The organism is Achromobacter sp. RW408, from assembly GCF_003184165.1.
Taxonomy (GTDB): domain Bacteria; phylum Pseudomonadota; class Gammaproteobacteria; order Burkholderiales; family Burkholderiaceae_B; genus Achromobacter; species Achromobacter xylosoxidans.
Genome location: NZ_QHHO01000049.1, coordinates 1,175,111 through 1,193,413, shown reverse-complemented (window position 1 = coordinate 1,193,413; position 18,303 = coordinate 1,175,111). Strand labels below are relative to the sequence as shown.

Here is an 18,303-nt window from a genome sequence, read left to right as displayed (position 1 = left end):
CCACGGAAGCCCGTCCCGGTCAACCCGGGAAACCCCGGTTTTCGCCTTCCGTCCCCACTCGTATCGTGAAACCCGGGCCGCCACGCCCTGGCCGGCGCCTTCCTTCCCCTTTTCATGCAGAGGTGACTTTCGATGCCGCTCCCGTCCTCACGTCCGCTCGTCCTTCGCACCCTCCTCGCCCTGGCCTGCCTGGGCGGCGCATCCGCCCTCCAGGCCGCCCCGCTGGCCGCCGTGCACGACGCCGCCAAGGCCCAGCAGCAGCCCATGCTGGACACCATGCGCGACCTGGTCGGCATCGAATCGGGCAGCAAGGACGTGGAGGGCGTGGAACGCATCGCCGCGCTCATCGGCGAACGCTTCAAGGCCCTGGGCGGCAAGGTCGAGATCATTCAACCCGCCGACATTTTCCGCCTGGATGACACGCCGGAGCGCGTCGGCCCGATGGTGCACGCCGAATTCAAGGGCAGCGGCCAGAAGAAGATCATGCTGATCGCGCACATGGACACCGTCTACCGCAACGGCATGCTCAAGGACCAGCCCTTCCGCATCGATGGCGACCGCGCCTACGGCCTGGGCATCGCCGACGACAAGCACGGCGTGGCCACCATCCTGCACACCCTGGCCCTGCTGCAGAAACTGGGTTTCAAGGACTACGGCACCCTGACCGTGCTGATCAACGGCGACGAGGAAATCAGTTCCCCCGGCGCCCGCGCCACCATCACCCGCCTGGGCGCCGACCAGGACGCGGTGTTTTCCTTCGAAGGCGGCGGCGCCGAGGCCCGCCTGACCCTGGCCACCAGCGGCATCGGCGCCGCCTACCTGACCGTGCAGGGCAAGACCTCGCACGCCGGCGCCCGTCCCGAAGGCGGCGTCAACGCCCTCACCGAGCTGTCGCACCAGATCCTGCAACTGAAAGACCTCTCCAAGCCCGAGGAAGGCCTGAAACTGAACTGGACCGTGGCCCAGGCCGGCACCAACCGCAATGTCATCCCCGGCCAGGCCACCGCCCAGGCCGACGCCCGCGCCCTCAAGGTCGCCGACTTCGACGCCCTGGAACGCACCTTGCAGGAACGCATCCAGAAAAAGCTGCTGCCCGACGCCAAGGTCAGCCTCAAATTCGAAGTGCGCCGCCCGCCGCTGGAAGCCACCCCCGCCTCGCGCGCCCTCGCCAACCACGGCGTCGCCATCTACCAGGAACTCGGCCTGCCCATGAAAGTCATCGACCGCGCCAGCGGCGGCGGCACCGACGCCGCCTTCGCCGCCCTCAAGGCCCGCGGCCCCGTCATCGAAGGCATGGGCCTGAGCGGCTTCGGCGCCCACTCCAACGACGCCGAATACATCCAGATCCCCTCCATCGTCCCCCGCCTCTACCTGGCCGCCCGCATGATCATGGACGTCTCCCAGGACAAGGCCCCGATGAAATAAGAGCCAGGAAGATGCGCCCGCCGCAAGCACCCCCCACGTATGTCCGGCCGGGCCGCGCAGGGCGGCCTGGCCGGACGGGCGCCAGCAAATCCTTCAAGCGCCGCAATCCTTCCCACGAAGCCCAAGCACACCCCCCGCCCCAGCGACGCCCCGAACTTTCACCACCGCGAGCGGCTGTGGGGCCGTGGCGCGGGGCCGGGGCGTGTAGAGGCGCGCGCGACGGAATCCGAAGGAGCCGCAGGCGACGAGGATGAGGACGCGCTGTCCGGCGCGCAGGCGCCGGACAAGCCTCGTAGCCCCGGCCCCGCGCCACGGCCCCGCAGCCGCGCCAAAAGAACCGAACCCGCGACACAGGCACGAAGCAAGCCCCCCGCACGACAGGAAAGGAACCCCCAGAACAGAGTATCCTTCCACCCTGTCCCAAAGAACCCCAAAGCATCAACAGAAATGACCGCATCCCTCCCCACCTGGCCCTATTCCCGCCACATCGCCCACCGCGGCGGCGGCCGCCTGGCCCCGGAGAACACCCTCGCCGCCATGCGCGTCGGCGCCGAACACGGCTTCACCATGTTCGAATACGACGTCAAGCTCAGCCGTGACAACGTCCTGGTCCTGATGCACGACGACGACGTCGACCGCACCTCCAACGGCCACGGTCCCGCCGCCGCCAAGACCTTCAGCGAACTGGCGCAACTGGACTTCGGCAGCTGGCACTCCGCCGCCTACGCCGGCGAGCCCCTGCCCACCTTCGCCGCCGTGGCCCGCTACACCGTCGCCAACGGCATCGCCAGCAACGTCGAGATCAAGCCCTGCCCCGGCCGCGAAGCCGAGACCGGCGCCGCCGTCGCCCTGGCAGCCCGTGAACTCTGGAAAGGCGCCGCCGTGGCTCCGCTGCTGTCCTCCTTCGCCGAGGAAGCCCTGCAGGCCGCCAAGGACGCCGCGCCCGAACTGCCGCGCGCCCTGCTGGTCGAGAAGGTGCCGGCCGACTGGCTCGACCGCCTGGTCAAGTACGACTGTGTTGCCCTGAACATCAACCAGAAGGACGCCACGCGCGAACTGATCGACGCCGTGCACGCCGCCGGCTACCGCATCGCCGCCTGGACCGTCAACGACCCCGAGCGCGCGCGCCTGCTGCTCGACTGGGGCATCGACGGCATCTTCACCGACGAACTGGCCGCCATCCGGCCGGCCGCCTGAGGCCCCCGCCCCGTGTTCAGCTATCGCCACGCCTTCCACGCCGGCAACCACGCCGACGTGCTCAAGCACGCCATCCTGGTCCACGCCCTGGACTACTTCAACCGCAAGGACGCGCCCTACTGGGTCATCGACACCCACGCCGGCGCCGGCCTCTACAGCCTGGACAGCGACTGGGCCGCCAAGACCTCGGAATTCGCCGATGGCATCGGCCGCCTGTGGGAACGCGACGACCTGCCGCCCCTGCTGGCCGACTACGTCGCCCGCATCCGCGCCTTCAACACCAACGGCCGTCTCAAGCGCTACCCCGGCTCGCCCTGGCTGACGCTGGACGCGCTGCGCCCGTCCGACCGCCTGCGCCTGTTCGAAATGCACCCGACCGAGATCGACACGCTGGTCGGCAACCTCGAACACATGGACCGCACCGCGCAGCGCCAGACCACCATCTACGGCGACGACGGCTTCGAGGGCGTCAAGGCCCTGCTGCCGCCGCCGACGCGCCGCGGCATGGTGCTGATCGACCCGTCCTATGAAGACAAGAACGACTACCGCCGCACGCTGATCACCGTCAAGGAATGCGTCAAACGCTTCGCCACCGGCACCATCGCCGTCTGGTATCCGCTGGTGCAGCGGCGCGAGGCCAGCGAAATGGCGCGTCACTTCGAGAACCTCAAGGTCAAGAGCTGGCTGCACGCCACCCTCACCGTCAAGAAGGCCACCATCGACGGCTACGGCCTGCACGGCAGCGGCATGTTCCTGATCAACCCGCCGTGGACGCTGCACGACGCCCTCAAGCAGACCATGCCCTACCTGGCGCGTGAGCTGGGCCAGGACGAACGCGCCGGCTTCACGCTGCAATTCCGCGAGAATCCGTTCCCCGCGCCCAAGAAGCAGTCCGACGACTGATTCCAGGCCGGAACGAAAAAAGGGCTGCCCACGGGGCAGCCCTTTTGCATGGAGACGGCGTTCAGGCCGCGGCGTCTTCCGCCTCCACCTGGCGCAGCGCTTCCTGCGCCCGCGCCAGCTTGGCGGCCGCGTCGCGCAGCGCGGTGCGCAGGCCTTCCTCGATGACCGGATGGTAGAACGGCATTTCCAGCATGCGCGCCACGGTCAGCTCCTGCTGCACCGCCCACGCCAGCAGGTGGCCGATGTGCTCGGCGCTGGGGCCGACCATCTCCGCGCCCAGGAAACGGCCGGTGGCGATATCGGCGTACACGTGCAGCAGGCCGCGGTTCTTCAGCATCACCCGCGAACGGCCCTGGTCGCCGAAATCGACCTCGCCCGTCACGAAAGTGCCCGGCGTCAGGCGGGCGTGGCCCTGCCCGGCCAGCGCGATCTGCGGGTCCGAGAACACCACCGCCAGCGGCGCGCGGCGCAACCCCTGGCGCACTTCGGGATAGCGCGCCGCGTTCTCGCCGGCGATACGGCCTTCGTCGGCGGCCTCGTGCAGCAGCGGCGCGTCGGCATTGGCGTCACCGGCGATGAAGATGGCCGAAGCGCCCGCCTGCATGGTCTCGCGGTCGAACAGCGGCACGCCCTGCGCGTTCAGCTGCAGCGAAGTGTTCTCCAGGCCCAGGCCATCCACATTGGGGCGGCGGCCGGTGGCCACCAGCGCGTAGTCGAAGCGCTCGGTGCGTTCGGTGTTGTCCAGCGCCACGTAGCGCACCTCGACCTCGTCGCCGACGCGCTGGGTTTCCAGTACGCGCGCATCCGGGTCCAGGTAGAACTCCTGCTGGAAGATCTTGCGGGCGCTGTGGCGCACCTGCGGATCGCTGATGCCGCCCAGGCTGCCGCTGACGCCGAACACGCGCACCTCGACGCCCAGCCGCGCCAGCGCCTGGCCCAGCTCCAGCCCGATCACGCCGGGGCCGAACACCGCCACGCGGCGCGGCAGGTCATCCCAGGCGAACACGTCGTCGTTCAGCACCAGGCGGTCGCCCAGCCCGCGGAACGGCGGCGGCACCGACGGCCGCGAGCCGGTCGCGATCACCACGCGGGACGCATGGATCTCGGTGTGGTCGTCGACCCGCAGCACCGTGTCCGATTCGAAGCGGGCATAGCCGCGGATCTTGTCTTCCGCCGGGATGTTCTCCACGCCCTCGAGCACGAAGCCGACGAAACGGTCGCGCTCGCGCTTGACGCGGTCCATCACCTCTTCGCCATTGACCGTGACCTCGCCCTCGACGTGCACGCCGAACGGCGCGGTGTGCGCCGCCTGGTGCGCGGCCTCGGCGGCCGCGATCAGCAGTTTGGACGGCATGCAGCCGACCCGGGCGCAGGTGGTGCCGTAGGGGCCGCCTTCGATCAGCAGCGCGCGCTTGCCCGCGGCCCTGGCGGCGCGGTAGGCGGCCAGGCCGGCGGTGCCGGCGCCCAGGACGGCGATATCGGTGTGCAAAGTCTTCATGAGTGGATCCCCCGGTGTGGCGTGGAGCAAACGTTGTCAAAGGCGGATTCCGCCTTGTTGCGCACCCTCGGGACGAACGCCGTCCCGCGGCACCGCCTGGGGGCCGCGCGAAGATGCGGAAAAAGGGAAACCGGCGCGCCGGACCGCTCCTTGCGGGAGCGGCCGCGGCAAGGGAAAGGGACTACGTCCCCTTCCCGGCCAGCATCAGGCGAAGTGCGCCTTCAGGTCTTCCAGGCCGCCGATCAGCGAACCGTTGATGAACACCTGCGGAGCGGTGCCCTTGCCGGACACGGCGCCGATCACGCGGCCGCGCACCTTGTTCTCCAGCGGGATCTCGATCGGGGCATAGCCCTTGTCTTCGAGCAGCGCCTTGGCTTCCACGCAGAACGGGCAGCCGGGCTTGGAGAACACCACGACCTGGTCGGGCTTCTTGGCCGACGGGGCGAAGTGGGCCAGCATGGTGTCGGCATCCGACACTTCAAACGGGTCGCCTTCCTTTTCGGGCTCGATGAACATCTTCTGCACCACGCCGTCCTTGACCAGCATGGAATAGCGCCAGCTGCGCTTGCCGAAGCCCAGGTCGCTCTTGTCGACCAGCATGCCCATGCCTTCGGTGAATTCGCCGTTGCCGTCGGGCAGCAGCGTGATGTTGGCCGATTCCTGGTCCTTGGCCCATTCGTTCATGACGAAGGTGTCGTTGACCGACACGCAGACGATGCTGTCGACGCCGGCGGCGAAGAAGGCCGGAGCCAGTTCGTTGTAGCGCGGCAAGTGGGTCGACGAGCAGGTCGGCGTGAAAGCGCCGGGAAGCGAAAAGACCACGACCGTCTTGTTCTTGAATAGGTCGTCGGTCGTGACCTTCTTCCAGGTGTTGCCCTCGCGGACGGGGAACGTTACGTTGGGAACACGTTGGCCTTCACGGTTTTGCAGCATTCAATCTCTCCTTGGGGTAGCGGGGTCTGTTCAACCACCATGGAAAGAATGATAAATCCCAACTATCAATTAATCAAATTTAATTAGTTTAATTGATTGATAGTTTTTGACAATAATAAGTTCACCGCCGCCAGACGTTATCTATCATACGCCTGGCGGCGGCCCACCCTTACACCGGCTGCGGCTCGTAGCCGGCGTCGCGGATGGCGGCTTCGACCTTGTCGGCCTGGTCGCTGCCGGTGACCGTCACGCGGTGCGTGGACAGGTCCACCGCCACGCTGGCCCCCGGCACGGCTGCCGTCACCGCGCCAGTGATGGTCTTGACGCAATGGCCGCAGGTCATGTCGAGGACTTGGAATTGGATGCTCATGGTGTTCTCCGTGTGAATCAAGGATGGTCGCGCCGCCTTCGGTGCGAACTGGAATCCAGCTTAGACCTTCCCATTATAGGAAGGTCAAGCGTAGAATAATCCTTGACCTTCCCATCATTGGAAGGATGAAACTGAGGTCTTCCTACCTCAACCGAGACTGCCATGAGCGTTGCCAACCCTTCCGTCGAGCTTGAACTTGCCATCGAGGGCATGACCTGCGCGTCCTGCGTGAAGCGCGTGGAAAAGGCCCTGACCCGCGTCCCGGGCGTCGCCCAGGCCCAGGTCAACCTGGCCACCGAGCGCGCCCTGGTGGCCTATGACCCGGCCGCGGCCCAGCCCGACGCCCTGGTCGAGGCCGTGGTCAAGATGGGCTACGAGGCGCGCCCGATCGCCGCGCAGGACGACCACGCCGAACGCCAGTCCGAGGCGCGCGACGCCGAGGCGCGGCGCCTGCAGCGCGCCTTCATCGCCGCGCTGGTGCTGACGCTGCCCGTGTTCGCCCTGGAAATGGGCTCGCACCTGATCCCCGCCATGCACCACTGGGTGCTGGCCAGCATCGGCCAGCAGAACAGCTGGCTATTGCAGTTCGTGCTGACCACGGCCGTGCTGGCCTGGCCTGGCCGCCACTTCTTCAGCAAGGGCCTGGTGGCGCTGTGGCGCCGCGCCCCCGAGATGAATTCGCTGGTGGCGCTGGGCGCCGGCGCGGCCTGGGGCTACTCGGTGGTCGCCACCTTCGCGCCGGACTGGCTGCCGGAAAGCGCCCGCAACGTCTATTACGAAGCCGCCGCCGTCATCGTCACGCTGATCCTGCTTGGCCGCACGCTGGAAGCGCGCGCCAAGGGCAAGACCGGCGCCGCCATCAAGCGCCTGATCGGCCTGCAGCCGCGCACCGCGCGCGTGCTGCGCGACGGCCAGCCGCAGGACATCGCCATCGAACAGGTGCGCAAGGGCGATATCGTGGTGGTGCGTCCCGGCGAGAAGATCCCGCTGGACGGCGAGATCATCGAAGGCAGCTCGTACGTCGACGAGTCGATGCTGACCGGCGAACCGGTGCCGGTGGAAAAGCAGCCGGGCATGCAGGCCACCGGCGGCACGCTCAATACGTCGGGCAGCTTCACGCTGCGCGTCACCCACACCGGCGCCGACACCATGCTGGCGCGCATCATCCGCATGGTTGAAGCCGCCCAGGGCGCGCGCCTGCCGATCCAGGCGCTGGTCGACCAGGTCACCGCCTGGTTCGTGCCGGCCGTGATGGGCATGGCGCTCTTGACCTTCCTGGCCTGGCTCTTCCTGGGGCCGGCGCCGGCGTTGTCGCATGCGCTGGTCAACGCGGTGGCGGTGCTGATCATCGCCTGCCCTTGCGCCATGGGCCTGGCCACGCCGACCTCGATCATGGTCGGGACCGGCCGCGCCGCCGAAATGGGCGTGCTGTTCCGCCAGGGCGACGCGTTGCAGACGCTGCGCGACGTGCAGGTGGTGGCCTTCGACAAGACGGGCACGCTGACGCTGGGCAAGCCGACCCTGACCGAACTGGAGCCGGCCGCAGGCTTCCGTGATGCGGACGTGCTGCAATGGGTCGCGTCGGTGCAGGCGCGCTCCGAGCACCCGATCGCGCTGGCCATCGTGGCGGCCGCCGCCGACCGCAAGATCGACCTGCTGCCGGCCGAAGGCTTCGCCGCCATCACCGGCGCCGGGGTCGAAGCCAGCGTGGCCGGCAAGCGCGTGCTGGCAGGCGCCGACCGGCTGATGGCCGAGCGCGGCGTGGACGTCAGCGCCTTCGGCCAGCGCGCCGAGCAGTGGGGCAACGAAGGCAAGACGCCGATCTACGTCGCCATCGACGGCCGGGCCGCCGCCATGATCGCGGTGACCGATCCGGTCAAGCCGTCGGCCGTGGACGCCATCGCGGCGCTGCACGCGCAGGGCCTGAAGACCGCCATGATCACCGGCGACAACCGCCACACGGCGCAGGCCGTGGCGCGCCAGCTGGGCATCGACGAAGTGCGCGCCGAAGTGCTGCCCGACGGCAAGGTCGAGGCCATCACCGCGCTGCGCGCCGGCGGCCGCAAGCTGGCCTTCGTCGGCGACGGCATCAACGACGCGCCGGCGCTGGCCGCGGCCGATACCGGCATCGCCATCGGCACCGGCACCGACGTCGCCATCGAGGCCGCATCCGTGGTGCTGATGGCCGACGACCTGCACGGCGTGCCGAACGCCATCGCGCTCAGCCGCGCCACGCTGGCCAACATCCGCCAGAACCTGTTCTGGGCCTTCGCCTACAACGCCGCGCTGATCCCGCTGGCGGCGGGCGCCCTGTATCCGGCCTATGGCCTGTCGCTGTCGCCGATCTTCGCGGCCGGCGCCATGGCGCTGTCCAGCGTGTTCGTGCTGGGCAACGCGCTGCGCCTGAAGACCTTCCGCCCGCGCGCCGCGCACTGACGCGCCAGCCAACCAGGAGACCTCACATGAACATCGGACAAGCCGCCCAGGAATCCGGCATCTCCGCCAAGATGATCCGCTACTACGAAAGCATCGGCCTGATCGGCCCGGCGTTGCGCAAGGATTCGGGCTACCGCGTCTACAGCGAGCATGACTTGCATACGCTGCGCTTCGTGCGGCGCGCGCGCGACCTGGGCTTCTCGGTGGAGCAGATGAACGAGCTGCTGGCGTTGTGGCGCGACCGCAGCCGCGCCAGCGCCGACGTCAAGCGCATCGCGCTCGAACACGTGGCCGAACTGGAACGCAAGGCCTGCGCCCTGCGCGACATGGCGGCCACGCTCAAGCACCTGGCGCACAACTGCCACGGGGATGATCGACCCGACTGCCCCATCCTGGAAGACCTGGGGCGCTCCCACTAAGAAAAAAGGGCAAGCCAACCGGCCTGCCCTTCTTGCATGCGGCCCGGTCCACGCCGGGTCGGGGTCTCACGCCTGGCTTTGCGCCGGCGCCTCGCCTTCGGCCGCGACGCGGGCGTGGTAGGCCTCGGTGGCCGCCTGCTTGGACGCGGCCTTCTCGGCAGCCACTGCTTCCTTTTCCGCTTCGGCGGCCGCCGCCTCGGCCGCCTGCTGCAAGGCGCGCTGGCGGGCGCGCTCCTGCACTTCGCGCACGCCCTCGGCATCCAGCGATTCGAACACGGCAATGGACTCCACGTGCCCGGTGTGCGGGAACATGTTGATGACACCGGCGCTCTTGAGCAGGTAGCCGCCCTCGTGCACCATGATGGCGGCGTCGCGCGCCAGCGTGGCGGGATTACAGGACACGTAGACGATGCGGCGCGGGCGTTCCTCGGCCTTCAGTTGCGACAGCGCCTGCGCCACGGCCTGCGCGCCTTCGCGCGGCGGATCGATCAGCATGCGGTCGAAGAAGCCCAGGCCGCGCAGCCATTCGACGTCCACCTCGAACAGGTTGAGGGTGGCGAAACTGGTGCGCTCGCCCAGCCCGTGGCGCGCGGCGGCCTCATGGGCGCGGTCGGTCAGCGCCTTGCTGCCTTCCACGCCCACGGCCTCGCGGCCCTGGGTGGCCAGCGGCAGCGTGAAGTTGCCCAGGCCACAGAACAGGTCGGCGACGCGGTCGGTCGGCTGCACTTCCAGCAATTGCAGCGCGCGCGACACCATCGCGCGGTTGATGGCGTGATTGACCTGGGTGAAGTCGGTCGGCCGGTACGGCATGCGCAGGCCGAATTCGGGCATGGTGTAGGTCAGCGCGTCGCGATGCTCGGGCACCAGCGGATGCACCGTGTCCGGGCCCTTGGGCTGCAGCCACCATTGCACATCGTGCTTGTCGGCGAAGGCGCGCAGCACGGCGATGTCGTGGTCGGTCAGCGGCAGCAGGTGGCGCAGCACCAGCGCGGTCACGCCGTCGCCCAGCGACACTTCCACCTGCGGCAGGCGGTCGGGCGCGGACATCGACGCGATCATGGCGCGCAGCGGCATCAGCAGGTCGCTGACGTGGCGCGGCAGCACATGGCATTCGCGCATGTCGGCCACGTAGCTGCTCTTGCGCTCGTGAAAACCCACCAGCACCCCGCCCTTCTTGGGCACCACGCGCACCGACAGGCGGGCGCGGTAGCGGTAGCCCCAGGTCGGGCCATGCAGCGGCGCCAGGATGCGGGCCGGACGCAGCTTGCCGACGTGCCAGAAGGTGTCTTCGAGCGACCGCTGCTTGATCGCCACCTGCGTGGACGGTTCGAGATGCTGCATGGCACAGCCGCCACAGACGCCGAAATGCGGGCAGCGCGGCGCGACGCGCTGCGACGACGGGCGCATGACCTGGTCGACCCGCGCGATTTCATAGGACGGCTTGCGGCGCACGGTGGTCGCCGTGACCCGCTCGCCGGGCAAGGCGCCTTCCACGAACACGACCTTGCCATCGCGGCGGGCGATACCCCGGGCTTCCAGGTCCAGGGATTCGATACTCAAAACGTCAGACATCTCACGCAGTCCAGAAAATTCACGCAACCCGGCATTGTAAGAGGAATCAGGCGGCATGCCTCAGCGGGGTCCTGGCCGCCTGCCAGCGCAGCGCCGCCGCCGCGACCAAGGCCGCCGCCGCCCCCGCCAGCGGCAGGCCGGCGAGGCCTCCCGCCGCGATCATCAAGCTGCCCAACGCGCCGCCCAAGGCCGTCCCCAGATTGAACGACGCGATGTTCAAGCCGGCCGCGGCGGCCGTGGACGCCGGCACATAGCGCCGCGCCAACGCCAGCAGCCGTAGCGTCAGCATCGTGACGATGGCAAAAAAGCACAGCCCCAGCCCTCCCGCCAACGCCGCCACCGCGACCGGCGAATGCCGCAGCAGGAACAGGCCGCAGAGGTTCAGGGCCAGCGCGGCCAACGCCCTCTGTGCATTGCGATCGGGCGCCGGCCCATCGGCCAGATAGCCTCCCAGCAGATTGCCGCCGACCGTGCACGCGCCGAACAGCAGCATCGCCAGGCTCAACCAGCGCGCATCGGCCGACGCCACCTGCAGCAGATAAGGCGAAATGAAGGTGAAAAAGGCGAACACCGCAACGCTGACCAGGGCGCCCACGCCGGCCGTCATGAGCATTTGCGGGTGCCGCAGGGCACGCAGCGCGGCAGCCGCGCCGGCGGCCTGGCCCGCAGGCGGACGCGGCGGCATCAGCAGCAGCAGGCCGCCCATGCCCAGCAGCCCGAGCGCCGCCATCGCCAGGAACACGGCACGCCACGACCAGACGCTGCCGAGATAGGTGCCCAGCGGCACCCCGACGGCCAATGCCAGTGTCAGCCCCAGCCACACCAGCGACAGCGCCCTGCCCGCGCGCGCCGGGCCGACCAGGCGCGTCGCGGCATCCGACGCCACCGCCATGAAGACGCCATGCGCCAGGCCCACCGCGAAGCGCAGGACCAGAACGCCGCTCAGCGTCGAGGCCAGGCCGATGGCGGCGCTGCCGATCGTCAGCGCCGCCATCGCCAGCGCCAGCTGGCGGCGGTCCTGCCATCCCGCCGCCAATGCGGTCAGGAACGGTGCGCCCACGGCAGCGCCGAGAGCATAGGCGGCGACCGCCCCGCCCACGGCCTGGACCGGCGCCAGCAGGTCATGGGCCATGGCCGACACCAGCCCGGCCACCACGAACTCGGACAGGCCAAAGGCAAACGTGCAAAGGGAAAACAGGTAGACGGCGGCAGGCATCGCGACCCCGGACTCGGAAAAGGAAGATGCCTCTGAGCTTAGGGATCGCGATGCGGTTCGTAAAATATCTTGTTTATGGTCCAGTGAGACGTTTTTTGTCTTATTTCTCAGCCGACCATGGCCCGCCGGATCGCGTCAATGAAGCGATCCCTCACCGGCGAGACGCGGACATGGTTCCATGCCATCAGCAGCTCCAGTTGCAGCAGGCTATCCGGCGCGTCCGCCAGCAATGGCCGGAACACGATATCGGACCGGTCAGGCAGCGCCAACGACGCCGGCAGCATAGCGATGCCGAAGCCCGCCGCCACCAGCGCCACCAGCGTCTGCAACTGGCGGCCATGTTGCACGATCCGCGGCGCGAAGCCCGCGGTCCGGCACAACTGCACCAATTGGTCGTGAAAGCCCTGGCCCGACGCCCGCGGCGACGCCACGAACGCCTCGTCCGCCAGGGACGCCAGCGCAACCGCGTCCTGCCCCGCCCGCGAATGGCCCGCGGGCAGCGCCACGACGATCGGTTCGCGCAGGATGGGCTCCAGGCATAGATCCGGCGTCGTCGTGCCGGGCGTGCGCAGGAAGCCGACATCGGCCGCGCCGCTTTCCAGCGCAGCCACCTGCTCGCGCGTCGAAGCCTCGCGTAGCGTGAAGGCGACCGCCGGCGTATCGCGGCGATAGTCGCGCAAGGCACGCAGCAGTTCGGCATAGGGCGCGATATTGAGGAAGGTGAGCGTCAAGTGCCCCGCCATGCCCTGCGCCACCCGGCGCGTGTGCGCGACGCCCTCCTCCAGCGCGGCCAAGGTGCCGCGCGCCGTCTCGAGAAAGGCGGCGCCCGCGGGCGTCAACGCCACGCTGCGGTTATTGCGCTCAAACAGGGCCGAGCCGATCTCCTGTTCGAGGCGGCGTATCGCCTGGCTCAAGGGCGGCTGGGCCATGTGCAAGCGCTCGGCGGCGCGGTTGAAGTGCAGCTCTTCGGCAACGGCGATGAATTGCCGCAACAGGCGGGTTTCGATCATTGGGGCATCTGGCGTCTGGCGATGAAGCGCCCAGTATATTTACCAGGCCGCGCCCGCCCCCGGAAAAAAGGGGGACTTGCCGGAGACGGCCCGCCGGGCAGTCTCCATCAAGCCCCCCAAAGCCGGCGCCGGTCAGGGCGCCGCCACGGATGGGAATCAGAACGAGCGCGACACCGAGAACACCGCGCCCAGGCGGCCCGACGGATGGCCGTACTTGGTCGGCAGCCAGTTGTCCTTGGTGGCGCCCACCGCCGCCAGGCCCAGCACCCAGCCCTTCAGGTCCTTGGTCACCCCGAGCTTGTAGTCGACGTAATGGCTGATGGAATCGCCGTCCATGTTGACCTGGTTCTTGAGCTTCTGGTAACCCAGGTGCCCCACCAGGCCCCAGCCGTCGCCCAGGTCGAAGTTGGCGGTGCCGTCCAGGTACCAGGTGCCCTTGCTGTCGGGCGTGCTGAAGAAGTCGCTGGGCGTGTAGGAGTACTTCAGCGTGTAGTTGCCGTAGGTCCCGGCCAGGTACAGGTCGGTGTTGTTGTAGTTGCCGCCCTTGGGCGAGCTGGAACCCGGATAGTAGTAGTGCAGCACGCCGGCATCGAGCGTGAAGCCACCGCCCACGTCGCCCTTCCAGCCGCCGTAGAAGTCCATTTCAAGGTTGCCGTCGGTGAAGACGAAGCTGGACACGTTGGAGTTCCAGTTGCCCAGGTAGAAGCCGGAACTGTGGTTCAGGTCGAAGCCCAGTTGTGCGGCCGGCCGGAAGTCGGTCTGCGAATAGCCGCGGAAGCGGTAGTCGCTGGCGATCGTGGCATTGCCGCTGAGCGAGAAACCGCCGCCCAGGTCGGTGGGTTCGGCCTGGGCCGTTGCAACGAAACAAGCGGCAAGCGCAACGGGCAAGGCTAGCAACGTCTTCTTCATGGTGCGGTGTCCTGATCGGATTTGACGAGAGGAGGAAGGCCATGGGCGCATCCGTCAGGCCGGTCTTGCAACGGCAGGTAACCGGCTCACCTTTCCTCAAGCAATGTCCGTGCCAGGTTTCATCTGCGTGTCAGCACACTGGCGCCGCGCTGAATCCGCGCGGCGCTGCGCACCATCGCGGTGCGCAGCGCCACGTGCACTGGCGGGGCCGCCTCAAAATGGGGCCTGCGCGCCGCGGTCCGGGGCACGCAAAGAAAAACCCCGCCCCGCGGGCTGGCGGGACGGGGTTGGCGGGCGCGGCCTCACCTGGGGCGCCGGCAAGGGCGGCGGCGGACGGCATGCCGTCCGGCCGGATCCTCCTCAATTGGCGGCGGGCGCGGCCGGCGGCGGCGGCACGGCCCCCGGGGCATTGCCCGGACCCTTGCCATGGCGGCCTTCCATGCGGGCGTGGCGCTCCTGCATCTTGGCCTGGCGCTCCTTGAGCATCTGGGTCACCTGGGTGCGCTGGGCGTCGTTCAAGCTGTCCCACACGGCCAACCATTGGTCACGCACCTGCTTGGCCTGCGTGCCGAACTGGTCACGCGATTTATCGGACTGCTCGAGCAGCGCGCGCGGGTCCAGCTTGCCACTGTCCAGCTGCGCCTTGAGCAGATCGTGGCGCTGGCCGCCGGAAGCGCGCATCGCTTCGTGCAGGCTGCGCTGGCCGTCCTGCGCGGTCTTGAGCAGGGCCTGCTGCTTGTCGTCCAGCTTGAGCTGGTCGAATTGCGCCTTGGACACGGGGCCCAGGCCCGGGATCCACAGGCCGTCGCGCATGCCCTTGTGGAAGCCGCCGCCACGATGGCCTTCGTGCATGGCGGCGGGACCACCGTCGGCGGGCGCCGCCGCCATGACGGGAGCGGCCAGCAAGCCGCCGGCGGCGGCGACCATGGCAAGCGCGGCCAGGTTGGAGCGGAGTGCGAATCGGGACATGTAGGTCTCCTGAAAGTGAAGAAAGCGAGGCCATTGTGCGATCGGCCCGGTTTCATCCAGGTTTCGCCCCCGCAAGCTATGTTTCAGTCGATTGCGCCAGTGCTGGACGTGAAAACGGGGCCCAGCGGACCCCGTCTGTCGAGCCTGTCGCGCCAACCGCGCGCGCCACTCAGCTGGCGTCCCAGGCCGCCATGTATTCCTTCCAGTGCGGCGCGTCGCTGGCCGTCAGCGTGTCGCGCACCAGCGCGATCTCGGCGTCGTAGGCGGTGCGGTCGAGTTCACCGCGCAGGAAGCGGAAGCGGCAATACACCAGCCAGGTGTTGACCACGTCCGTTTCGCAATAGGCGCGGACCTCGTCGGCGCGGCCCTGGCTCCAGGCCTCCCAGACCTTGCTGCCGTCCATGCCGAGCTTGCCCGGAAAGCCGCACAGCTTGGCCAGCTCGTCCAGCGGCGCGTTGGCGCGGCCGTTGTACTTGGCCAGCAGGTCCATCAGGTCGGTGTGGCGGGAGTGATAGCGCGAGATATAGTTGTTGAACTTGAAATCGCGGTCTTCCTCGCCCATGTCCCAGTAGCGCGGCGCGGGCACGCCCTGGATCAGGCTGCGGTAGTGCAGCACCGGCAGGTCGAAGCCCGAGCCGTTCCAGCTGACCAGCTTGGGCGTGTAGCGCTCGATGGTCTTGAAGAAGCCGGCCAGCAAGGCGGCTTCCGGATCGTCCGCCTGGCCCAGCGTCTTGACGCGAAAGCCCTGGTCGTCGCGGAACACGCAACCCACCACCGCGACCTTGTGCAGGTGCAGCGGCAGGAAGTCGTGCCCCACGGCCTCGCGGCGCGCGGTCAGCGCGCGCTCGACCACTTCGGCGTCGGGGACGTCTGCGCTCCAGCCGTTGAGCTTGCGCAGGCCATCCGCGTCGGGAATGGTCTCGAGGTCGAATACCAGGGTGGGCGTCATTTGGCGGGCAGGTACTGCATCGGATCCACGGGCGTGCCCTGGCGGCGGATCTCGAAGTGCAGGCGCGGCGAAGTGGTGTCGCTCTGGCCGATCTCGGCGATCTTGGCGCCGCGCTTGACGTCCTGGCCGGTCTTCACGAGCAGCGTGCGGTTGTGCGCATACGCCGTGATGAAGCCGTTCTGGTGATTGACGATGATCAGGTTGCCCAGGCCGCGCACGCCGTTGCCGCTGTACATGACCTTGCCATCCGCCGCGGCGGTGACCGGATCGCCCAGCGCGCCGGCGATGTCGATGCCCTTGCTGTTGTTGTTGAAGCCCTGCATGATCTGCCCGCCGGCCGGCCAGGCCCAGTTGATCACGCCGGCGTCGGCCGCGCGCGTGGCGGGCTTGGTTTCAGCGGGCGTGGGAGCGGGCGCGGGCGGCGGCAGTGATGCCGTGGCGGTGCCCGAGGTATCGGCCGGCTGGTCCAGCGGGCGCGGCTGCGCCTTGTTGCTGGCAATGGGTGCCGGTTGCGCGACACCGCCCGACGAACCGGACATCTTCAGCACTTGCCCCACCGAAATCTGGTTGGGATCGCTGAGGTTGTTCCAGCGCTTGATGTTCTCGATATCGACGTTGTTGGCGCGCGCGATCTTGTAGAGCGTATCGCCCGGCTTGACGACATAACTGCCGCCCGGCTGGGCGGATGCGGACGGCTGGCCGCCGGCCAGGTCGACGACCGGCGCGCGCGTGCCTTTGGATGCGCAGCCGGCCAGGATGGCCAGGCTGAGGACGCCGGCCACGAAAACCGGGCGGCGCAGGCGCGTCATGGACACGCCAAGGTTCATATCGGTCAGTTGCAACTGCCCGTTGAGCATACGTTTCTCCTGTTTGCTCAAGATTGTATTCCGGCACGCAGCGGCACAAAGCGCACGGCCTCTAATTCAGTACGTTTCCAGCTGGCCGCGCCGGTGCGTTCGATCAGCACCAGGCGTTGATTGGAGCCCCCTTCGGGAGCGATCAGGCGTCCGCCCGGCGCAAGCTGCGACAGCAGCGCCTGCGGGATGGTCAGGCCGGCGGCAGCCACAACGATAGCATCGAACGGCGCCACGCCGGGCAGGCCCAGCATGCCGTCGCCGTAGATCAAGCGGATCCGGGTGGTGAGCCGCAAGGCGCGCAGGTGTTCGCGCGCCAGCTCGTACAGGCCGCGGATGCGTTCGATCGAATGGACCTCGCGCACGAACTGGGCCAGCACCGCCGCCTGGTAGCCGCAGCCGGCGCCCACTTCGAGCACGCGGGTGGGGGTGCGGTCTTCGCAGATGGCGGCGATCATGCGCGCCACCACCCAGGGTTGCGAAATGGTTTGCGAATGGCCGATCGGCAGGGCCGCGTCTTCATAGGCGCGGCTGGCCAGGGCCTCGTCGACGAACAGGTGGCGCGGCACCGCGGCCATGGCGTTGAGCACGCGTTCGTCGGTCACGCCCTGGACGCGCAGGCGCTGCACCATGGCCTGGCGCAGGCGATCCGAATTGAGCCCCAGGTTGCCGCCCGCCGCGGGCGTCGGCGCCTTCGCCTGGCTTTGCAGGGTCGCGGCCGAGACCCGGGTGTTGCTGTTGGCCGGCGTGACGCCGGGGCTGAGCCGGCCCGAGTCGTAGCGCACCGGGCTGGGCCGCCCGGGAACCGCCTGGGAGACGTCCGGCTGGCTTACGCGTCGACGCATAGCGGCTCCGCCCAGGTCCGGATTTCGTCGAGCTGGCTGTGCTGGGTCAGGTCCAGCCGCAGCGGCGTGACAGACACCATGCCCTGCGCGACCGCGTGGAAATCGGTGCCAGGCGTGGCGTCGGCCGCCTGCCCCACCGGCCCGATCCAATAGACCGGATCGCCATAAGGGGTGGTGGTGCGCACCACCGGCTGCGACGGATGGCGCTTGCCCAGGCGCGTAACCTGAAAGCCGTGCATGTCCTCGAACCGGCGGCTGGGGATGTTGACGTTCAGCAGCACCGGCGCGGCCAAGGGCTGCGCCAGATGGCGTTCGACCACCATGCGCGCCGCGCGGGCGGCGGAATCGATGTGCTCCCAGCCTTTCTCGGCCAGCGAGAAGGCGATGGCCGGGATGCCGAACAGGTAGCCCTCGCTGGCGGCCGCCACGGTGCCCGAATAGAGCGTGTCGTCGCCCATGTTGGCGCCGTTGTTGATGCCGGACACCACCAGGTCCGGGCGCGCGTCCATCAGCCCGGTCAGGGCCACGTGGACGCAGTCGGACGGCGTGCCGTTGACGGCGATGAAGCCGTTGGAAGCAGTGCGCACCGACAGCGGCCGGTTCAACGTGAGGGAATTGGATGCGCCGCTGTGGTTGGTCTCGGGCGCGACGACGGTCAGGTCGCCCAGGCCTTGCAGCGCCTTGACCAGCGCTTCGAGCCCAGGGGCGGAATAACCATCATCGTTCGAAACCAGAATTCGCATTGTGCATCCGAAAGAAAATAAAACGCGGGTGACGCGCTGGATTGTACCGTCCAAG

General features: G+C 68.5%; 17 protein-coding genes. 5 read left to right on the top strand and 12 right to left on the bottom strand.

Features of this window, described 5'->3' with window-relative positions; genetic code table 11:
* Positions 1 to 132: 132 nt before the first annotated feature.
* From DK459_RS25005 to DK459_RS24995, 3 genes are all read left to right on the top strand, one after another.
* Complete coding sequence (locus tag DK459_RS25005) at positions 133 to 1,425, top strand: M20/M25/M40 family metallo-hydrolase (RefSeq protein ID WP_006388172.1); 1,293 nt, start codon at positions 133 to 135, stop codon at positions 1,423 to 1,425.
* Between the two features lie 447 nt (positions 1,426 to 1,872).
* Positions 1,873 to 2,622, top strand: coding sequence for a glycerophosphodiester phosphodiesterase (gene ugpQ / locus DK459_RS25000; RefSeq protein ID WP_006388171.1), 750 nt, complete (start codon positions 1,873 to 1,875; stop codon positions 2,620 to 2,622).
* A 12-nt stretch (positions 2,623 to 2,634) separates the two neighbouring features.
* Complete coding sequence (locus tag DK459_RS24995) at positions 2,635 to 3,525, top strand: 23S rRNA (adenine(2030)-N(6))-methyltransferase RlmJ (RefSeq protein ID WP_024068730.1); 891 nt, start codon at positions 2,635 to 2,637, stop codon at positions 3,523 to 3,525.
* A gap of 61 nt (positions 3,526 to 3,586) precedes the next feature.
* Here DK459_RS24995 and DK459_RS24990 read toward each other — a convergent pair whose 3' ends face one another.
* The 3 genes from DK459_RS24990 to DK459_RS24980 form a co-directional block, all read right to left on the bottom strand.
* Positions 3,587 to 5,023, bottom strand: coding sequence for a dihydrolipoyl dehydrogenase (locus tag DK459_RS24990; RefSeq protein WP_053514760.1), 1,437 nt, complete (start codon positions 5,021 to 5,023; stop codon positions 3,587 to 3,589).
* A 204-nt stretch (positions 5,024 to 5,227) separates the two neighbouring features.
* The gene (locus DK459_RS24985; RefSeq protein WP_006388168.1) at positions 5,228 to 5,956 is read right to left on the bottom strand and encodes a glutathione peroxidase; all 729 of its coding nucleotides are present in this window, start codon (positions 5,954 to 5,956) and stop codon (positions 5,228 to 5,230) included.
* Positions 5,957 to 6,125: 169 nt separating this feature from the next.
* Positions 6,126 to 6,326 carry a heavy-metal-associated domain-containing protein gene (locus DK459_RS24980; RefSeq protein WP_006388167.1) on the bottom strand — a complete coding sequence of 67 codons (201 nt, stop codon included), beginning with the start codon at positions 6,324 to 6,326 and terminating at the stop codon, positions 6,126 to 6,128.
* A gap of 162 nt (positions 6,327 to 6,488) precedes the next feature.
* Between DK459_RS24980 and DK459_RS24975 the strand changes: the two genes are divergently transcribed.
* Together DK459_RS24975 and cueR are read left to right on the top strand one after the other, a co-directional pair.
* A complete protein-coding gene (locus DK459_RS24975) occupies positions 6,489 to 8,762 on the top strand; it encodes a heavy metal translocating P-type ATPase (protein WP_110135132.1) in 2,274 nt (757 codons plus the stop codon).
* Between the two features lie 26 nt (positions 8,763 to 8,788).
* Positions 8,789 to 9,181, top strand: a complete 393-nt coding sequence (gene cueR, locus DK459_RS24970) for a Cu(I)-responsive transcriptional regulator (RefSeq protein ID WP_006388165.1) — start codon at positions 8,789 to 8,791, stop codon at positions 9,179 to 9,181.
* Positions 9,182 to 9,247: 66 nt separating this feature from the next.
* On the opposite strand, the gene rlmD is transcribed toward cueR, so the two are convergent.
* The 9 genes from rlmD to surE form a co-directional block, all read right to left on the bottom strand.
* Positions 9,248 to 10,753, bottom strand: coding sequence for a 23S rRNA (uracil(1939)-C(5))-methyltransferase RlmD (gene rlmD / locus DK459_RS24965; protein WP_054443447.1), 1,506 nt, complete (start codon positions 10,751 to 10,753; stop codon positions 9,248 to 9,250).
* A gap of 46 nt (positions 10,754 to 10,799) precedes the next feature.
* Positions 10,800 to 11,969, bottom strand: coding sequence for an MFS transporter (locus DK459_RS24960; RefSeq protein WP_053514812.1), 1,170 nt, complete (start codon positions 11,967 to 11,969; stop codon positions 10,800 to 10,802).
* Between the two features lie 107 nt (positions 11,970 to 12,076).
* Positions 12,077 to 12,979: a LysR substrate-binding domain-containing protein gene (locus DK459_RS24955; RefSeq protein ID WP_024068725.1), complete on the bottom strand. Its 903-nt coding sequence runs from the start codon at positions 12,977 to 12,979 to the stop codon at positions 12,077 to 12,079.
* Positions 12,980 to 13,135: 156 nt separating this feature from the next.
* On the bottom strand, positions 13,136 to 13,888 hold the full coding sequence (locus DK459_RS24950; protein WP_020927475.1) for a TorF family putative porin: 753 nt from the start codon (positions 13,886 to 13,888) through the stop codon (positions 13,136 to 13,138).
* Between the two features lie 360 nt (positions 13,889 to 14,248).
* Positions 14,249 to 14,857, bottom strand: coding sequence for a hypothetical protein (locus DK459_RS24945; protein WP_024068724.1), 609 nt, complete (start codon positions 14,855 to 14,857; stop codon positions 14,249 to 14,251).
* A gap of 169 nt (positions 14,858 to 15,026) precedes the next feature.
* The gene (locus tag DK459_RS24940) at positions 15,027 to 15,806 is read right to left on the bottom strand and encodes a 3'-5' exonuclease (RefSeq protein ID WP_006388159.1); all 780 of its coding nucleotides are present in this window, start codon (positions 15,804 to 15,806) and stop codon (positions 15,027 to 15,029) included.
* A complete protein-coding gene (locus tag DK459_RS24935; protein ID WP_054472178.1) occupies positions 15,803 to 16,663 on the bottom strand; it encodes a peptidoglycan DD-metalloendopeptidase family protein in 861 nt (286 codons plus the stop codon). The genes DK459_RS24940 and DK459_RS24935 overlap by 4 nt, the downstream gene beginning before the upstream one ends.
* A 17-nt stretch (positions 16,664 to 16,680) precedes the next feature.
* Positions 16,681 to 17,505, bottom strand: a complete 825-nt coding sequence (locus tag DK459_RS24930) for a protein-L-isoaspartate(D-aspartate) O-methyltransferase (RefSeq protein ID WP_050807754.1) — start codon at positions 17,503 to 17,505, stop codon at positions 16,681 to 16,683.
* A complete protein-coding gene (gene surE / locus DK459_RS24925) occupies positions 17,490 to 18,248 on the bottom strand; it encodes a 5'/3'-nucleotidase SurE (protein WP_020927471.1) in 759 nt (252 codons plus the stop codon). The genes DK459_RS24930 and surE overlap by 16 nt, the downstream gene beginning before the upstream one ends.
* Positions 18,249 to 18,303 lie beyond the last annotated feature (55 nt).

Excerpts from the sequence above, each read along its gene's own strand:
- DK459_RS25005 (WP_006388172.1), top strand. The coding sequence starts at position 133 with ATGCCGCTCCCGTCCTCACGTCCGCTCGTCCTTCGCACCCTCCTCGCC.
- ugpQ (WP_006388171.1), top strand. The coding sequence starts at position 1,873 with ATGACCGCATCCCTCCCCACCTGGCCCTATTCCCGCCACATCGCCCAC.
- DK459_RS24990 (WP_053514760.1), bottom strand. The coding sequence starts at position 5,023 with ATGAAGACTTTGCACACCGATATCGCCGTCCTGGGCGCCGGCACCGCC.
- DK459_RS24985 (WP_006388168.1), bottom strand. The coding sequence starts at position 5,956 with ATGCTGCAAAACCGTGAAGGCCAACGTGTTCCCAACGTAACGTTCCCC.
- DK459_RS24980 (WP_006388167.1), bottom strand. The coding sequence starts at position 6,326 with ATGAGCATCCAATTCCAAGTCCTCGACATGACCTGCGGCCATTGCGTC.
- DK459_RS24975 (WP_110135132.1), top strand. The coding sequence starts at position 6,489 with ATGAGCGTTGCCAACCCTTCCGTCGAGCTTGAACTTGCCATCGAGGGC.
- cueR (WP_006388165.1), top strand. The coding sequence starts at position 8,789 with ATGAACATCGGACAAGCCGCCCAGGAATCCGGCATCTCCGCCAAGATG.
- rlmD (WP_054443447.1), bottom strand. The coding sequence starts at position 10,753 with ATGTCTGACGTTTTGAGTATCGAATCCCTGGACCTGGAAGCCCGGGGT.
- DK459_RS24960 (WP_053514812.1), bottom strand. The coding sequence starts at position 11,969 with ATGCCTGCCGCCGTCTACCTGTTTTCCCTTTGCACGTTTGCCTTTGGC.
- DK459_RS24955 (WP_024068725.1), bottom strand. The coding sequence starts at position 12,979 with ATGATCGAAACCCGCCTGTTGCGGCAATTCATCGCCGTTGCCGAAGAG.
- DK459_RS24950 (WP_020927475.1), bottom strand. The coding sequence starts at position 13,888 with ATGAAGAAGACGTTGCTAGCCTTGCCCGTTGCGCTTGCCGCTTGTTTC.
- DK459_RS24945 (WP_024068724.1), bottom strand. The coding sequence starts at position 14,857 with ATGTCCCGATTCGCACTCCGCTCCAACCTGGCCGCGCTTGCCATGGTC.
- DK459_RS24940 (WP_006388159.1), bottom strand. The coding sequence starts at position 15,806 with ATGACGCCCACCCTGGTATTCGACCTCGAGACCATTCCCGACGCGGAT.
- DK459_RS24935 (WP_054472178.1), bottom strand. The coding sequence starts at position 16,663 with ATGCTCAACGGGCAGTTGCAACTGACCGATATGAACCTTGGCGTGTCC.
- DK459_RS24930 (WP_050807754.1), bottom strand. The coding sequence starts at position 17,505 with ATGCGTCGACGCGTAAGCCAGCCGGACGTCTCCCAGGCGGTTCCCGGG.
- surE (WP_020927471.1), bottom strand. The coding sequence starts at position 18,248 with ATGCGAATTCTGGTTTCGAACGATGATGGTTATTCCGCCCCTGGGCTC.